Below are 18,040 nucleotides of genomic sequence, written 5' to 3' on the forward strand. Positions count from 1 at the left end.
ATTCGTATAAATGAGTAAAGTAGCTTTAATAACAGGTATCACAGGGCAGGATGGCGCTTATCTGGCAGAATATCTTGTAAAAAAAGGATATACGGTGCATGGTATCAAACGTCGTTCATCCATGTTCAACACAGACCGTATCGATCATCTTTATCAGGACCCTCATGTGGAGAACCGGAACCTGATCCTTCATTATGGCGACCTGACCGACAGCCTGAACCTTACCCGTATCATCGGTGAAGTGCAGCCTGACGAAATATATAACCTGGCAGCTATGAGCCATGTGAAAGTAAGTTTCGATACTCCTGAATATACGGCGAATGCTGATGGTCTGGGGGTGTTGCGTATCCTTGAAGCGGTACGTCTGCTGAACCTGATCCCTAAAACCCGTATTTACCAGGCTTCTACATCCGAATTATATGGATTGGTTCAGGAAGTGCCTCAAAAGGAAACGACACCTTTTTATCCCCGAAGCCCGTATGCTGTTGCGAAATTATATGGTTATTGGATTACGGTAAACTATCGTGAAGCCTATAAAATGCATGCTTCCAACGGTATTCTGTTTAATCATGAATCGCCGCTTCGCGGAGAAACTTTTGTTACCCGTAAAGTAACTCGTGCCGTTTCGCGTATTGCTTTGGGTATGCAGGAAAAAGTTTATATGGGGAATTTATCTTCCAAACGTGACTGGGGACATGCTAAGGATTATGTCCGTGCCATGTATGCAATTCTTCAGCAGGATGAACCCTCTGATTATGTTATTGCTACCGGGATAACGACGACTATTCGTGATTTTATCAGTAAAGCATTTAAAGAAATAGGAGTAGAAGTCATTTTTAAAGGCGAAAATGTTAATGAGGTCGCAGTATTAAACTATATTGACGAAAAAATGTTTATAGAGAAAGTAGGTGAGGCTTATCTCGAAAAGTTTAAAGAACGGATAGGTGAAGAGGTGGTTGGTATTGACCCTCAGTACTTCCGTCCGACCGAGGTTGACTTACTTATCGGGGATGCAACGAAGGCTCGTACCCGTTTGGGTTGGGAGCCGAAATACACCCTCGATGCTCTTATTCAGGATATGATGCAGAATGATATTAAGTTGATGAAAAAAGAGTCCTACCTGAAAGAAGGTGGATATAAGATTCTGAATTATTTTGAATAAATTAAGAACAAAACATAGATTTATTTTGTTTTAGTTAAAAAAAGATTTAATTTTGCTCTAAATTTGAGCGTTATTTAAGGTAATTGATTGTTTAATTAAAAAGTTGATGAATATGAAGACTAAAGTATTACTTTTAGCTTTATTGTCAGGTTTTGTTTTCTCTGTGTCAGCACAGGAATTTAAACCACAAGTTGGTTTTAGTACTGAAAAAGGTTATAAGACAAATTTCAAGAAAAACAAAGCTGGCGATAATTGGTTTATTTCTGTTGCCGGTGGTGCAAGTATGTTATTGGGTGACCAAAATAATAAAGCAGATTTTGGCAACCGTCTGAATTTTGCACCTCAGTTCTCGTTTGGTAAGTGGTTCAATCCGTATTTGGCTTTCCGTACTCAGTTGAACGGCGGTATCCTTCACGGATTTGAAGGTGACAATGCAGAGTTCATGCAGCATAATAAATATGCAGCAGCTCATGTAGACTTGTTATGGGATGTAACTAATTTCTGGGGTGTTTATAATGAAAAGAGAGTATTCCGTTTGATTCCTTGGGTTGGTTTCGGTTATGCACAGCGTTTCGAAAACCAGGGTCGTGCAAGAACAGAATCTCCGACATTGAATGCTGGTATCCTTACTGCTTTCCGTTTGAGCAAACGTGTTGATTTGAACGTGGAAGTTCAGGGTTCTTTGCTGAACGAACAGTTCAATCGTGTTAACATGTTCCACCTGACAGACGGTATCGCTCAGTTGAGCGCAGGTTTGACATTCAAACTGGGTAAAACTGATTTCGAAGTATTGGAACCGATGGATTACGCTTTGTTGAACGACCTGAACAATCAGATCAACTCTTTGCGTGCTGCTAACGATGAACTGAGCAAACGTCCGGAATCTTGTCCTGAATGCGAAGAAGTTGTAACTAATGTTGTAAACAACTATGTTGACAATGTAGTATACTTCCGTCTGAATAGTTCTAAGATCGATAAGAACCAGCAGATCAGTATTTACAACACTGCTGAATTCATGAAGGCAAACAATGCTCCGATCAAGGTTATCGGTTATGCTGATAAGAACACAGGTACTTCTAAATACAACATGGGTCTTTCTGAAAAACGTGCTAAAGCCGTTGCTAAAGAATTGATCGAAAAATACGGTATCAACTCTAACCAGATTACTATCGAATGGAGAGGTTCTGACGAACAGCCGTACAGCGAAAACAACTGGAACCGTGTTGTTATCATGTCTGCTAATAATTAATTTATTTTTAATTATATCTGAAAAAGGCTGCACATTCTATTGTGCGGCCTTTTTTTTGCACAGAATATTCATTACTTTTGTGGAATTTTAGAACACAGTTATGGAATTCGACAAAAAACATGGTTACCTTATCCAGTGGCTGATAGGAATGGGAGATTTAGTTGTATTAAATCTATTGTTCTTCGCTGTCTATTATGGATTGGGGGAATTTTATACAAAAGCTATATCCTATAGTTTGAGAGAGGTTGTTCTCTTATTGAATTTCTGTTATTTCTTTGCCCTTTATTTTGTTCCCATGCAATTGCATGTGGCTGTTGTTTTTATTGACAAGATTGTACAGCGTGCCTTTGCGTTGGTTTCTATATTTGTCTTTCTGTTTGCTACTTGTCTTATCTTTCTGAATATAGGGGATGCCCTGGCTACATTTCTGCTGGTTTATTTTGCTGTAACGGTTATAATTTTTGCTCTTTGGAGAGTGTTTGTTCGCGTTACACTAAAGATGTACCGTAGAAAAGGACATAATTTTAAAAGAATTATTATTGTAGGAGCAGGTAAGAACGGTATGGAATTGTATCGGGTTATGAAGGATGATCTTTCCTATGGATTTAGTATCATGGGGTTTTTTGATGATAATCTGTCTTTGCAAAGTGTGTTGCCGAATTACCTGGGTATGACGCATGAAGTGGAAAAGTATGTATTGGCTAATGATATAGACGAAATCTATTGTACTTTGCCAGGAACGCAAGACGAGAAAATATTGCGGATAATGAATTTTGCTGAAAAGCATATGATCCGTTTCTATATTGTTCCGGAGTTTTACAGGAATATAAAGAAGAGTCTTGTTATGGAAATAATGGAGTCTATTCCATTATTGGCAGTTCGCCGTGAACCTTTGCAGGCTGCTTACAACCGGGCATTAAAGAGAACTTTTGATATTCTTTTTTCTTTGGGTGTTTTACTGACCATTTATCCGATACTTTATATTGTTATAGGAATATTGATAAAAGCAACATCTCCGGGTCCTATTTTTTTCAAGCAAAAGCGTACCGGTTTGTACGGGCAGGAATTTGAGTGTTATAAATTCCGGACAATGCGGGTCAATGCAGATGCTGATAAATTGCAGGCAGCGAAAGATGATCCGCGTAAAACCCGTATCGGAGATTTTCTTCGGCGTACGAATCTGGATGAGTTTCCTCAATTTATCAATGTATTAAGAGGGGAGATGTCGGTAGTGGGCCCTCGTCCTCATATGTTGAAACACACTGAGCAATATTCGGCTCTTATCGATAAATATATGGTGCGCCATCTGGTAAAACCCGGAGTGACGGGATGGGCGCAGGTAACCGGTTATCGGGGAGAAACCAAGACGCTCGAACAGATGGAAGGACGTGTGAAACGGGATGTATGGTACATCGAGAACTGGTCGTTCTTTCTGGACCTGAAGATTATCGTGGTGACGATTCTGAACATGTCTAAAGGTGAAAAGAATGCCTATTAAACTTATAAATTGCACACTTTTTGTGTATTTGTGTAATACAAATGCATATTTGTGCTATCTTTGCAGCCGATGGGAAGGATACTAGCAATTGATTATGGCCGGAAACGGACTGGGTTGGCAGCTACAGACACTTTGCAGATGATTGCAAACGGTCTGACAACGGTGTCGAGTGGAGAATTGGTCTCCTGGTTATCTGCTTATGTGGCAAAAGAACCGGTCGATTTATTCGTGGTTGGCTTGCCGAAGCAGATGAATAACGAGCCTTCGGAAAACATGAAGCATGTAGAGGCTTTCGTGACACATCTGAAACGGACCATTCCGGATATTCCGGTTGAATATTATGATGAGCGTTTCACGTCTGTCCTGGCGCACAAGGCAATGCTCGACGGAGGTTTGAAGAAGAAAAAAAGACAGGATAAAGGCCTGGTGGATGAGATCAGTGCAGTTATTATCCTTCAATCATATTTAGAAAATAAAAAATATCAGTTATAGTTTATGATTTTACCAGTATACTTATACGGTCAGCCTGTGTTAAGAAAAGAGGCTGAAGATGTACCCAGGGATTATCCGGAATTAAAGCAGTTAGTAGCTAATATGTTCGATACGATGTACAATGCCGATGGAGTAGGTTTGGCCGCTCCCCAGGTTGGGTTGTCGATTCGTTTGCTTGTGATCGATGCTGATGTGATGGGAGATGATTTCCCTGAATGTAAGGGATTCAAGCGTGCGATGATTAATCCGGATATCGTTGAAAGCAGTGAAGAAGAGATTTCTATGGAAGAAGGCTGTCTGAGCCTTCCTGGCGTACATGAGAAAGTGTCCCGTGCCAGCAAAATTCGGGTGAAATATTTTGATGAAAACTGGGAGGTACATGACGAGGTGGTAGATGGTTTTGCTGCCCGTGTGGTACAGCACGAATGCGAGCATCTGGAAGGCCATGTATTTATCGACAATGTTTCGGCTATCCGCCGCCAGTTGAATAAAGGAAAACTAAATAGTATTATTAAAGGGACTGCTCGTTGTTCATACAGAGCAAAAGCTGTCGGTAAATAATAAAAATCTATTAAATAATATGACAGATTTAAGTAAAAACATTCAGGCCCTCAGGGAGAAGAAAGCCGTCGTTGAGATGGGGGGAGGCGAGGCTGCTATCGAAAAGCAGATCGCAATGGGTAAACTTACTGCCCGTGATCGTATTCTTTTCTTGCTGGACAAGAACTCTTTTCATGAGTACGATTTGTTTGTAAAGCACGATGGCCGTGACTTCGGAATGGATAAGAAAGATTTTCCGGGTGATGGTGTAGTTACAGGTACAGGTACTATTTTCGGTGCTCCGGTATGTATCTACGCACAGGACTTTACTGTAGCCGGTGGTTCATTAGGTTTGCAACATGCTCGTAAGATCACCAAGATCATGGATCATGCATTGAAGATGAAATGTCCGATTATCGGTATCAATGACTCAGGTGGTGCACGTATTCAGGAAGGTGTTGGTGCTTTGGCCGGATATGGTGAAATATTCTATAGAAATACAATCGCATCAGGCGTTATCCCTCAGATCTCATTGATTCTGGGTCCGTGTGCCGGTGGTGCTGTTTATTCACCTGCTTTGACAGACTTCGTGTTCGTGGTTGAAAATATCTCCAAGATGTTTATCACCGGTCCGAATGTGATCAAGACTGTTTTAGGTGAAGACATCTCTATGGAAGACCTGGGCGGTGCCCGTGTTCATGCGGAAACAACAGGTAATGCTCATTTCTATGCCTTGAGCGAACAGGACTGTTTCGAACAGGTTAAACGTCTGGTCAGCTTTATCCCCTGGAATAACCAGCAGCGTGCCAAGACTACTGAGCCAAAAGAACCGACAGCGATGCTGAACATTGAAGAAGTTGTTCCTGCTGATCCGAAACAGCCGTACGATGTTCGTGACGTTATCAAATGCATCGTCGATGATTCCGACTTCCTGGAAATTCAGGAACTGTGGGCTGCCAATATCGTGATCGGTTTCGGTCGTATGGCAGGCGAAACAGTCGGTTTCGTTGCTAACCAGCCGATGGTGCTGGCCGGCGTACTCGATTGCGACAGTGCCGACAAAGCAGCCCGTTTCATTCGTTTCTGCGACTCATTCAATATTCCTATTATTACCTTGGAAGATATGCCGGGTTACCTGCCGGGCGTAGACCAGGAGCATGCCGGTGTGATCCGTCACGGGGCAAAAGTATTGTATGCTTATTCGGAAGCAACTGTGCCTAAGATCACAGTAATCTTGCGTAAGGCTTACGGTGGTGGTTACATTGCGATGAACTCGCGTCACCTGGGTGCCGACTTTATGTTTGCATGGCCGAGCGCAGAGATTGCCGTTATGGGACCGGAAGGTGCAGCCAACATTATTTTCCGTAAGGAAATCATGGAAGCTGAAGACCAGAATGCAATGCGTCAGGAAAAAGTGAAAGAGTATATCGAGAAGTTCGCTAATCCTTATGTGGCAGCTTCGAAAGGATTTATCGATTCTGTTATCGAGCCGAAAGAAACACGTGCGTTGTTGCTTCACGCTCTGAAACTTTCTATTTTGAAAGAGGAATACAGACCGGCTAAAAAGCACGGAATCCCTCCGTTCTAATTAAATCCGTACATATACTTTTTGAAAATATGGAAAATAAAGAAAACGAATATGTAGATTTTGTAGTTACCGCCCGTAAATACAAAACACTGCTGACAGAGAAATATAAGAACCGTAAGATGTGGCATAAGCCCTTCGTCGGTGATGTGATTTCGACTCTTCCGGGGACTGTCGTGAAGATCTATGTGGAAAAAGGGCAGGAAGTTGAAGCCGGCCAGTTGCTCCTCATTCATCAGGCGATGAAGATGTACAATCGGATCGTCGCTCCGGTATCCGGAGTGATTACCGAGTTGGATGTAACCGAAGGAGATAAGATCGCAAAAGATCATTTGATGGTAAAAATACAGCCGAAGTAAAATTTGGTTATTTCATAATACGTGCGAAAAGGTTGTGCCAGTAGTGTTTATACACTGGTGCAACCTTTTTATTTGATACATTTTGCACTCAATTTAAGTTTTTTGGCTTGATTACGGTTTGTTGAGGATTATTTTTGCTGCGAACCGTTTTAACATTCACATGAATTGCTTATTTTTGTTCGCTGAATAAAGAGGGGTGTCAAAAGTCTGTTGAAACCTTTTGGCATGCCTCTTTTTAACACTTAAGGCAATCTGATGAAAAAAATATTCCTCTTTTTGATGTTTGTAGCATGTTCGTTGGCGATGTCAGCGCAGATCAATACGGATCGTGTTCTGGCTATCGGACGTAATGCCTTGTATTTTGAAGATTACGTATTGTCGATACAATATTTCAATCAAGTCATTAAAGCAAAACCCTGGATCGCGGAGCCCTATTTCTACCGCGCTGTTGCCAAGATCAATCTGGACGACTACAAGGGAGCGGAAGAAGACTGTACATTATGTCTCCAGCGGAATCCATTTCTGGTCCAGGCCTATTATGCCCGCGGTATTGCTCGTCAGAGCCAGGAAAAATATGCCGAAGCGATTGCCGATTACGACAAAGGTCTTGAATTTAAACCCGAAGACCGCCAGATGCTTGTCAATAAAGCCGTAGCCAATATCCAACGGAAAGACTATGATGATGCCGAAAAGACATTCGATGTGCTGATGAAAGCGCATCCTAAATATTCGATGAATTATCTGACCCGCGGTGCTATGTACACCGAGAAAGGCGACACGGTAAAAGCGCTTGCCGACTATAATAAGGCTATTGAAATGGACCCTTATTATGCTCCGTCCTATGGTAACCGTGCGATCCTGCTTTATCAAACTAATAATCTGAAAGGTGCTTTGGCGGATCTGAACGAGGCTATCCGCCTGAATACCCGTGAAAGTGGCTATTATATCAATCGTGGTCTGGTACGTTACCAGATGAATGACCTCCGTGGTGCGATGGATGATTACGATCAGGTAATCGGTATGGATAAAAATAATCTGATTGCTCGCTTTAACCGGGGACTGCTTCGTTATCAGGTAGGCGATAACAACCGTGCTATCGAAGACTTCGATGTGGTGATCCAGCAAGAACCGGATAACTATATGGCTTATTATAACCGTGCTCTCCTGCGTTTCGAAACAGGTGACTATCGCGGTTCCGTTCAGGACTTCGATGTTGTTTTAGGTCAATATCCGAATTTTACTCCGGGTTATTACAGCCGTTCCGAAGCAAAGCGTAAAATGAATGACCTGGTAGGTGCCGATCGCGACTACTGGACCGCTATTGAAATGGAAAACAATTCCAAGAAGGACCGCCAGTCCGCGCAGGGTGGAAATGCCATGGCCTCTACTAATACGACTGGACAGGATAGTAATGCTTCTTCTTCGGATGACAAAGGTGAAAATACACGTGAGAAATCAGATAAGAACATCAGTAAATTCAATCGCCTGGTGGTGTATGACAAGGAAGAGGAACGCAGGAATAAATACCAGAGTGATGTCCGTGGACGTGTGCAGGATCGTAATGTCCGCGTAGATATCGAACCTCAGTTTGTCCTGACTTATTACGAAAAGATTGATCCGATCAAGAAAATTGTTTATTACGGCAAGACGATCGAAGAATATAATGCCCGTATGGTTTTATCGCGCAAATTACGCATAACCAATGAAGAGGCTGCCCTTACGGAAGATCAGATTTCGGTTCACTTTGCCTCGATCAATGATTATTCCGCGAAGATAGAAGCCCAGCCGGGAAATGCGGATGCGTGGTTTGGTCGGGCTGTAGATTATATGCTTGTGCAAGACTTTACGGAAGCTATCAAAGATTTCAATAAGGTTATTGAACTTGATCCGACCTATACGATGGCTTATTTCAACCGTGCAGTGGTACGTTACAAACAATTGGTTTATGATATGTCCCAGACTACTACAACCGATGACTTGTCAGCCTCTATGGGTAGTATGAACTTTAAGATGGGGCAGAGTCCGACACAGCCGAAAGCTCCTTCTGATCCTAGATCGGCCGAAGTGAAGGATAAAAGGAAGGCTTACGAGCATGAGTTGATTACACGTGATTACGATATGGTTATCCGTTTGAACCCCGGATTTGTGTATGCCTATTTCAACCGCGGAAACCTGCGTTGTGTGCAGCGTGACTTCCGTGCGGCCATACAGGATTATGATGAGGCGATCAAACGTGACCCTGATTTTGCAGAGGCTTATTTTAACCGCGGACTGGCTCATCTCTCTCTGGGTGATGCCAATCAAGGTATTGCGGACCTGAGTAAGGCTGGTGAATTAGGTATTATCAATGCCTACAGTATCATCAAACGTATGACAAGCAATTGATCTGAATAAGCTTTTTAGGTTCAAAACAGACATGTTTCCCAACAAAACATGTCTGTTTTGGGTTTAAAGCATATATCTTTTGACTTAAAAAGATCATTTTACGAAAAAGAATGCTAAATTTGCATGCTAATTAAAGAATTATAGAGAACAGATTATGATAAAGATTACATTTCCGGATGATTCCGTAAGAGAATACGCCGAAGGAACAAGTGCTATGCAGATCGCAGAAAGCATCAGTTCCCGTTTGGCTCAGGAAGTTTTGGCCGCAAGTGTGAACGGAGAAACATGGGACCTGTCTCGTCCAATTATGCAGGATTCAACTGTGAAGCTGCTAAAGTGGGATGATGAAGAAGGTAAACATGCTTTCTGGCACTCAAGTGCTCACCTGATGGCTGAAGCACTGCAGGAACTTTATCCTGGCATCAAGTTCGGTATCGGTCCGGCTATCGAGAATGGATTCTACTATGACGTAGATCCGGGTGAAGCTACAATCAAAGAAGGTGATTTCGCAGCAATCGAAGCAAAGATGCTGGAGTTAGTAGCTAAAAAAGAAGAAATCAAACGTCAGGACATTACCAAGGCTGATGCCATGAAAATGTTCGGTGACAGAGGTGAAGAATATAAAACTGAGTTGATCAGTGAACTGGAAGACGGTACGATCACAACCTATACACAAGGCTCTTTCACAGATTTGTGTCGTGGTCCGCATTTACCTAACACATCTTACCTGAAAGCTGTAAAGATTCTGAGCGTGGCCGGTGCTTACTGGCGTGGTGATGAAAAACGCAAACAGTTGGTTCGTCTGTATGGTATCACTTTCCCGAAAAAGAAAATGTTGGATGAATATCTGGCATTATTGGAAGAAGCCAAAAAACGTGACCACCGTAAGATCGGTAAGGAACTGGAGTTATTCACATTCTCTACCGCAGTAGGAGCAGGTCTTCCTTTGTGGTTGCCCCGTGGTACTCAGTTGCGTTTGAAACTGGAAGATTTCCTGAAACGTATCCAGAAGAAATACGGTTACCAGCAGGTAATGACTCCGCATATCGGAGGCAAACAACTGTATGTAACATCAGGCCACTATGCAAAATACGGTAAGGATTCATTCCAGCCGATTCATACTCCGCAGGAAGGCGAAGAATTCCTGTTGAAACCGATGAACTGTCCTCACCATTGTGAGATATTCAAAGCATTTCCGCGTTCATACAAAGACCTGCCTTTGCGTTTCGCAGAGTTCGGTACGGTTTACCGTTATGAACAGAGCGGTGAGTTGCACGGTTTGACGAGAGTACGTGGCTTTACGCAGGATGACGCCCACCTGTTCTGCCGTCCGGATCAGTTGAAGGATGAATTCCTGAAAGTAATGGATATTATCTTTATCATCTTTAAAGCGCTCGATTTCGAAAACTTCGAAGCCCAGATTTCTTTACGTGATAAAGTAAACAGAGAAAAATATATCGGTTCGGAAGAGAACTGGGAAAAAGCTGAAACCGCTATTATCGAAGCCTGTCAGGAAAAAGGTCTGAAAGCGAAGATCGAATATGGTGAAGCAGCTTTCTATGGTCCGAAACTCGACTTTATGGTGAAAGATGCTATCGGTCGCCGCTGGCAGCTGGGAACTATCCAAGTAGACTATAACCTGCCGGAACGTTTCGAGCTGGAATATACAGGTGAAGATAACAAAAAACACCGTCCGGTAATGATCCACCGTGCACCGTTTGGCTCAATGGAACGTTTCGTTGCCGTGCTGATCGAACATACAGGAGGTAAATTCCCGTTGTGGCTGACTCCGGATCAGGTATGTATCATGCCTATCAGTGAGAAGTTCAATGAATATGCATGGGACATCGCCCGTCAGCTGGAAGAACAGGACATTCGTGTTTTGGTAGATGACAGAAATGAAAAAATCGGTCGTAAGATTCGTGACAATGAATTGAAACGTATTCCTTATATGCTCATCGTCGGAGAAAAAGAAGCAGAAAATAATGAAGTTTCTGTAAGAAAACAGGGCGAAGGTGATAAAGGTTCGATGAAAATTGCTACCTTTGCAGCGCTTTTGAACGATGAAGTAGAGGACATGATGAATCGTTGGCAAAATAAAAACAAGTAAATAACTAATAACGAGGAGAATAAATCTTTTTGAATGAAGAATGACAATCTGAAAGAACAGTACAGAATCAACGAACGTATTCGTGTTCGTGAAGTTCGTTTAGTAGGTGACAATGTAGAACAAGGTGTATTTCCTACATCTCAGGCATTAAAAATGGCTGAAGATCAGGGATTGGACCTGGTAGAAATTTCACCCAATGCTGCGCCCCCCGTTTGTAAAATAACCGATTATCAGAAATTCCTCTATCAGCAGAAAAAGCGACAGAAAGAGCAAAAAGCGAAGTCTGTGAAGGTTGTTGTGAAGGAGATTCGTTTCGGACCTCAGACAGATGATCATGATTATAACTTCAAACTGAAGCATGCTAAAGGATTTCTGGAAGAAGGCTCTAAAGTGAAAGCATATGTGTTCTTTAAAGGACGTTCCATTCTTTTCAAAGAGCAGGGTGAAGTTTTATTGCTTCGTTTTGCTAATGATTTGGAAGACTACGGTAAAGTAGAACAGCTACCGGTTTTGGAAGGTAAACGTATGATCATCATGCTGACACCTAAAAAAGCAGGGGCACCGGCTACAGCAGCTGCTCCGAAACCTGCATCTGTGGGATCTGGACCGGCAAAGCCTGTGGTTAAGAAAGTGATAACCCTGAAGCCGAGGACAGAATCTGACGCTGAAGAAAATAAAGAATAAAAAACGCCCGTAGAGGGTGTCAAGTTTAATAATTAAAACAAAATTGGAAAATGCCTAAGATGAAGACTAATTCCGGTGCCAAAAAGAGGTTCGCCCTTACCGGAACAGGAAAAATCAAAAGAAAACACGCTTTTAAAAGTCACATTTTGACTAAGAAGACTAAAAAAGCTAAGAGAAACCTTACTCACACTGGCCTTGTTGCTACTGTTGATGTAAGCAGTGTTAAGCTAATGCTTGGCATGAAGTAATCTTCTTAAATTAAGCGAGTTTTACAAAGATTTTTATTAACCGAATGTATTTAGCAAGTAAGATCATCATAAAGGATGACGCTAACATTCAAAACAGATTAGAATTATGCCTAGATCAGTAAATCATGTTGCTTCAAGAGCAAAAAGAAAACGGATTTTAAAACTTACCAGAGGTTATTATGGTGCACGTAAGAATGTGTGGACCGTAGCAAAGAATACCTGGGAAAAAGGTTTGACTTATGCATTCCGTGACCGTCGTAACAAGAAACGTAACTTCCGCGCATTGTGGATCCAGCGTATCAACGCTGCTGCTCGCCTGGAAGGTATGTCTTACTCTCGTTTGATGGGAGCTTTGCATGCTGCAGGAATTGAAATCAACCGTAAGGTGTTGGCCGACTTGGCTATGAACCATCCGGAAGCTTTCAAAGCTATCGTTGCAAAAGTAAAGTAAATTGATATATAAATGTCAATAAGAGAAGGGTTCCGGTTTCGGGACCCTTTTTTGTTAGCTTTTTGCAATTCATACCTTCTGAAACACTGAGACTTCACTTTTTTATTCATTATTTAAGGGGAAATTGTTGACATTTTGTTTGGAAGATTCAAAGGCTTTACATATCTTTGTGATAAGAAAAATGAGTTAGCCGCACTTGTTCGATTGGGAAACTCATCAGTTTATTTTAATTCCGAGACAACGCTCTTGTCGCTAATGGCGGGCCGCACCCTTCGGGGCATGCATCGCACAGCGGATTACAAAGGTGGCAAAGCACTCAAATCCTGTCATACGGAGTTTGTTCATATCTACGGTGCGGCTTTCTTCTCATATAAAGGGAAAATCTCTTACGGGATTTTCCCTTTTTCTTTGTATATTTACCGCACCAAGAATAAATACACAAAAACTGATTATTATGTTACTGCCAAAACAATCGCGCATAGCGATGACGGGTGTTACTGTAGTATGCTCTTTGCTTCTTGTTGCCTGTTCTCCGAAAGAGACTGTGCAACTGAATGTAATCCCGCTGCCTGCACAGGTTAGTGCTTCAGGAGGCTTTTTGAAAGTCGACAGTGCTGCTGTTTTTTCTACAGCAAAGCCTGCAAATGTCCGCTTTATCGTGGATGAGTCAATAGGTGGAAATCCGGAAGGATACCAGCTTGTAGTGAATGAAAAGGGTATCGACCTGAAAGCGGCTACCGAGACAGGTCTGTTCTATGGCGAACAGACACTCCGTCAGCTGTTTTCTCCCCAGGGAATCCCTTATGTCACCATACAGGATGAGCCTCGGTTCAAGTACCGAGGGATGCACCTGGATGTGTCGCGTCATTTCTTTCCCAAAGAAGAAGTATTCAAGTTGCTGGACGTGATGTCCTTTTATAAGCTGAATAATCTGCATCTTCACCTGACGGATGCAGGAGGATGGCGTATCCAGATGGATAAATATCCTAAACTGACTACTGATGCCGCTTTCCGTACCGAATCCGACTGGCGGAAGTGGTGGGATGGAAAAGACCGCAAATATCTTCCTGAAGGAACTCCGGGAGCCTATGGCGGTTATTATACCAAAGACGATATACGTGCGATCGTTGCCTATGCAGTATCTAAACATATTAATGTATTGCCGGAAATCGAATTTCCCGGTCATTCGGAAGAGGTCCTGTTTGCTTATCCGGAGTTTAGCTGTTCCGGTCAGCCTTATAAGAATGGAGATTTCTGTATCGGTAATCCGAAATCATTTACCTTTATGGAAGACGTACTGGATGAAGTGATCGAACTTTTTCCATCCGAGTATATTCATATAGGAGGGGACGAAGCCGGTAAAGGTGCCTGGAAAACCTGTCCTAAATGTCAGGCTTTGATGAAAAAGAATGGCATGAAAAGCGTGGATGAACTGCAAAGTTATATGATACATAAGGCAGAGGAACATCTGATCTCTAAAGGCCGTAAGCTGATCGGCTGGGATGAGATACTGGAAGGTGGCCTTGCTCCGGAGGCTACCGTTATGTCCTGGCGTGGCGAAAGTGGTGGCATTAAGTCTGCCCGTATGGGACATGACGTGGTGATGACACCGGGTAATTATATGTATTTTGACTTCTACCAGGCTGATCCGAAAACACAACCTTATGCTATCGGCGGATATACTCCGATTAAGAAAGTGTATAGTTATAATCCGATTCCGGTCGACTCACTGACTGCCGAAGAAAGTAAACACATCATGGGAGTACAGGCCAATACCTGGACAGAATATATTCCGAACGAACAACATCTGGAATATATGATGTTTCCTCGTGCTTTGGCTTTGGCTGAAATAGCCTGGTCGCCTCAGGAAAAGCGTGAATGGAATGACTTCAAACCCCGTATGAATGCTCATATTTCAAAATTACAGCAGATGGGCATCAATACATTTACTCTTTCCGACGAACTGGAAGTAACGATGAAGGTCGATACGGTCAGCAAACAGATTGAAGTCTACCTGGATGCCGAAAAGTATCCGGCAGAAATCCGTTATACGACGGACGGTACTGTCCCGACAGCCTCCTCCACAGTTTACGACGGGATGATTCTGGTGAAGGATTCAGCTTATATCAAAGCAGCCATTTTCAGTAATGGTCAGTTGCAGGGAACCCCGACCGAGAAGAAAGTCGATTACCACCGCGCCATCAACAAACCTATACATTATAATAGTAAGTTGTATCCCGATTATATGGCAGGCGGTATGAATGCGCTGCTCGATGGTTATCGGGGAGGACTGACCTATCTGGATGGTCGTTGGCAGGGCTACCTGAACGACCTTGATTGTGTGATCGATATGGAAGAAGTTACCGATATTCACAAAGTATCCGCCCGTTTCATGCAACTGATCGGGCCGGGAGTTTTCCAACCGGCTACAGTCGAGTTATTGACATCCGAAGATGGAACGAATTTCACTTCACAGGGAATTATCCCGACCACCATCTCCAATAAAGATCCCGAACTTTCTTTCCAGGAATATCTCTTCCAGGGAGACTGGAAAGCCCGCTATGTCCGTCTGAAGGCTGATGAAGCGAATAAGGGATTCATCTTTGTGGATGAGATCGTCGTATGGTAAGAAGAATAATGAACCAATGTGGTAAATATGCCAATGTGCCGATTCTAAGAATGAATGCATATGTATCTCATTGGCATATTGGCACATTTTCAAATTAGCATATTATTAATTAACTAAATAAATCGAGAATGAAGAAGCAAGTAATGAGCCTCCTGCTGTGTGGTAGCCTGATGGCGGCAGCACAACAGCCGGTAGATTATGTAAACCCTTTTATCGGGACCAGCAACTACGGGACTACTAATCCCGGAGCCATCTGTCCCCAGGGTATGATGAGTGTCACTCCATTCAATGTGATGGGATCGGAGAGCAACCGCTTCGATAAAGACAGCCAATGGTGGTCCACTCCATACTCCGCCGATAATGACTACATGACAGGTTTTGCCCATGTAAACCTGAGTGGGGTAGGTTGTCCCGAATTAGGCAGTCTGTTATTGATGCCGACCGCCGGCGAACTGAAAGTCGATTACCGGGAATATGGTAGCAAATATAAGGATGAAGTAGCCCATCCCGGTTATTATAGCAATGTCCTGACAAAATATGGTATCAAGACCGAAGCGACAGCCAGTATGCGTACCGGCCTTAGCCGTTTCACTTTCCCGAAAGGGCAGGGGAATATTCTGCTGAACCTGGGAGAAGGATTGACCAACGAAACCGGAGCAACCGTTCGTATCGTCAACGAAACCGAGATTGAAGGAAGCAAGTTGCTGGGAACTTTCTGTTATAACCCGCAGGCCGTTTTCCCGATCTATTTCGTAATGAAGGTCAGCAAGGCTCCCAAGTCGATGGGATACTGGAAGAAACAGCGTGAAATGAAAGGTGTGGAAGCCGAATGGGATGTCTATTCAGGCAAATACAAACTATATACCAAGTATAACCGTGAAATGAGCGGTGACGATGTCGGTGTATGGTTCACCTATGATACGGAAGAAAACGAAGCCATCGAAGTCAAGATGGGTGTCTCTTTTGTCAGCATCGAAAACGCCCGTCTCAACATGAATACGGAACAACCCGGTTTCGATTTCGATAAAGTCAGGACAACCGCCAGCAATATGTGGAACAGCGACCTGTCTCGTGTAAAGGTAGAAGGCGGTAGCAAAGACGACAAGACAATTTTCTATACCGCTTTATATCACCTGCTGATTCATCCGAACATTATTCAGGATGTGAACGGTGAATACCCGATGATGGAAAGCCTGAAAGTAGGTCATACTACCGGAAACCGTTACACCGTATTCTCTTTGTGGGATACCTATCGTAACGTAAGTACTTTGATGACCTTGCTTTTCCCCGAACGTCAGCTCGATATCATCCGTACCATGGTCGATATGTATAAGGAAAGCGGCTGGTTGCCTAAGTGGGAACTATACGGACGCGAAACCCTCACGATGGAAGGTGATCCTTCCATACCTTATATAGTAGATGCCTGGATGCGCGGCCTTCGTGATTTCGATGTAGAAACAGCTTACGAAGCGATGCGTAAAGGAGCTACTACACCGGGTGAGTTCAACCTGCTTCGTCCGGACAATAACGATTATATGAGCAAAGGATATGTTCCGCTTCGTGAACAATACGACAACTCCGTATCCCATGCTTTGGAATATTATATAGCTGACTGGAACCTGTCCCAGTTTGCTAAAGCATTGGGAAAGAAGGAAGATGCAAAACTCTTCTATGACCGCTCAATGGGCTATAAACATTATTACAGTAAAGAATTCGGTACGCTTCGTCCGATTCTGCCCGATGGAACATTCTATTCTCCCTTCAACCCTAAACAAGGTGAAAACTTCGAACCCAATCCCGGTTTCCATGAAGGAAGTGCCTGGAACTATACTTTCTATGTTCCCCACGATATCCCCGGTCTGGTTAAGCTGATGGGAGGCCAGAAGAAATTTGTAGACAAATTGCAGATGGTATTCGACGAAGGCCATTACGATATGGCAAACGAACCGGATATCGCCTATCCATATCTGTTCAGTTATTTCAAAGGTGATGCCTGGCGTACACAGAAGCTCGTTCGTGAATTGTTAAGTAAATACTATCATAATGCACCGAACGGTCTTCCCGGCAATGACGATACCGGAACCATGTCAACCTGGGCTGTCTTCTCTATGATGGGATTCTATCCGGCTTGTCCTGGCGATATGGATTATGTACTGACTTCGCCGACCTTTAACAAGGTTACCATCGATTTGAATAAGAAATTCTATCCGAAAGGTGAGTTAGTAATCGAATCCATGCATAACAATCCGGAAGACATCTATATTAAAGAAGTAACAGCCGACGGAAAGAAGCTAAAAGGCTATACCATTTCTCAGGAAGAATTGGTAAATGCCGGAACGCTTAAATTTATTTTGGAAGATACGCATAAGTAAGAAAAATAAATTATCGTAAGGGAGCCCTGGGGAGTAATGAACTTCTCAGGGCTTTTTGTATTTAGGAAACTGTATTATGAGCGTAGAGATTGATAGGTGAATTTGTTACTGAATGTAAAATCTTTTGAAAAGATGAAAGGGGGATAATTCAAAATGACTAGAAAAAACGATCGTTTTTTCTAGTCATTTTTTTGTGCTGCAAATGTAAGTGATATTTATTGAAATACAAAGAGTTTCTGAGAAATTATCTATTTGTTCCTCAATGTTTTAATTCGA

General features: G+C 42.8%; 14 protein-coding genes. All 14 read left to right on the forward strand.

What is annotated here, in order from left to right; genetic code table 11:
* Positions 1-10: 10 nt before the first annotated feature.
* Positions 11-1,162 (forward strand): GDP-mannose 4,6-dehydratase, encoded by a 1,152-nt coding sequence (gmd, locus tag NBH15_RS00555; protein ID WP_128133457.1) that lies wholly within the window; start codon positions 11-13, stop codon positions 1,160-1,162.
* A gap of 112 nt (positions 1,163-1,274) precedes the next feature.
* Positions 1,275-2,411, forward strand: a complete 1,137-nt coding sequence (locus tag NBH15_RS00560; RefSeq protein WP_250821736.1) for an OmpA family protein — start codon at positions 1,275-1,277, stop codon at positions 2,409-2,411.
* A gap of 100 nt (positions 2,412-2,511) precedes the next feature.
* Positions 2,512-3,909: an undecaprenyl-phosphate glucose phosphotransferase gene (locus NBH15_RS00565; RefSeq protein ID WP_128133455.1), complete on the forward strand. Its 1,398-nt coding sequence runs from the start codon at positions 2,512-2,514 to the stop codon at positions 3,907-3,909.
* A 69-nt stretch (positions 3,910-3,978) separates the two neighbouring features.
* Positions 3,979-4,401 carry a Holliday junction resolvase RuvX gene (gene ruvX / locus NBH15_RS00570; RefSeq protein ID WP_244051015.1) on the forward strand — a complete coding sequence of 141 codons (423 nt, stop codon included), beginning with the start codon at positions 3,979-3,981 and terminating at the stop codon, positions 4,399-4,401.
* Between the two features lie 3 nt (positions 4,402-4,404).
* Positions 4,405-4,962 carry a peptide deformylase gene (gene def / locus NBH15_RS00575; RefSeq protein ID WP_128133454.1) on the forward strand — a complete coding sequence of 186 codons (558 nt, stop codon included), beginning with the start codon at positions 4,405-4,407 and terminating at the stop codon, positions 4,960-4,962.
* A 19-nt stretch (positions 4,963-4,981) separates the two neighbouring features.
* A complete protein-coding gene (locus NBH15_RS00580; RefSeq protein ID WP_250821737.1) occupies positions 4,982-6,529 on the forward strand; it encodes an acyl-CoA carboxylase subunit beta in 1,548 nt (515 codons plus the stop codon).
* A 29-nt stretch (positions 6,530-6,558) separates the two neighbouring features.
* Positions 6,559-6,885 carry an acyl-CoA carboxylase biotin carboxyl carrier protein subunit gene (locus NBH15_RS00585; RefSeq protein WP_007657087.1) on the forward strand — a complete coding sequence of 109 codons (327 nt, stop codon included), beginning with the start codon at positions 6,559-6,561 and terminating at the stop codon, positions 6,883-6,885.
* Positions 6,886-7,140: 255 nt separating this feature from the next.
* Positions 7,141-9,270 (forward strand): tetratricopeptide repeat protein, encoded by a 2,130-nt coding sequence (locus NBH15_RS00590; RefSeq protein ID WP_250821738.1) that lies wholly within the window; start codon positions 7,141-7,143, stop codon positions 9,268-9,270.
* A gap of 154 nt (positions 9,271-9,424) precedes the next feature.
* Positions 9,425-11,380, forward strand: a complete 1,956-nt coding sequence (gene thrS / locus NBH15_RS00595) for a threonine--tRNA ligase (RefSeq protein ID WP_186959646.1) — start codon at positions 9,425-9,427, stop codon at positions 11,378-11,380.
* Positions 11,381-11,413: 33 nt separating this feature from the next.
* A complete protein-coding gene (gene infC / locus NBH15_RS00600) occupies positions 11,414-12,064 on the forward strand; it encodes a translation initiation factor IF-3 (RefSeq protein ID WP_250821739.1) in 651 nt (216 codons plus the stop codon).
* Positions 12,065-12,114: 50 nt separating this feature from the next.
* A complete protein-coding gene (gene rpmI / locus NBH15_RS00605) occupies positions 12,115-12,312 on the forward strand; it encodes a 50S ribosomal protein L35 (RefSeq protein ID WP_128133450.1) in 198 nt (65 codons plus the stop codon).
* Positions 12,313-12,418: 106 nt separating this feature from the next.
* Entirely contained in the window at positions 12,419-12,763 is a 345-nt protein-coding gene (gene rplT, locus NBH15_RS00610) for a 50S ribosomal protein L20 (protein WP_005635321.1), read from the forward strand.
* Positions 12,764-13,217: 454 nt separating this feature from the next.
* Positions 13,218-15,392: a beta-N-acetylhexosaminidase gene (locus NBH15_RS00615; RefSeq protein ID WP_250821740.1), complete on the forward strand. Its 2,175-nt coding sequence runs from the start codon at positions 13,218-13,220 to the stop codon at positions 15,390-15,392.
* Between the two features lie 128 nt (positions 15,393-15,520).
* Complete coding sequence (locus tag NBH15_RS00620) at positions 15,521-17,764, forward strand: GH92 family glycosyl hydrolase (RefSeq protein WP_195585699.1); 2,244 nt, start codon at positions 15,521-15,523, stop codon at positions 17,762-17,764.
* Positions 17,765-18,040: the final 276 nt, after the last annotated feature.

The organism is Parabacteroides caeci, assembly GCF_023656795.1.
Taxonomy (GTDB): domain Bacteria; phylum Bacteroidota; class Bacteroidia; order Bacteroidales; family Tannerellaceae; genus Parabacteroides; species Parabacteroides segnis.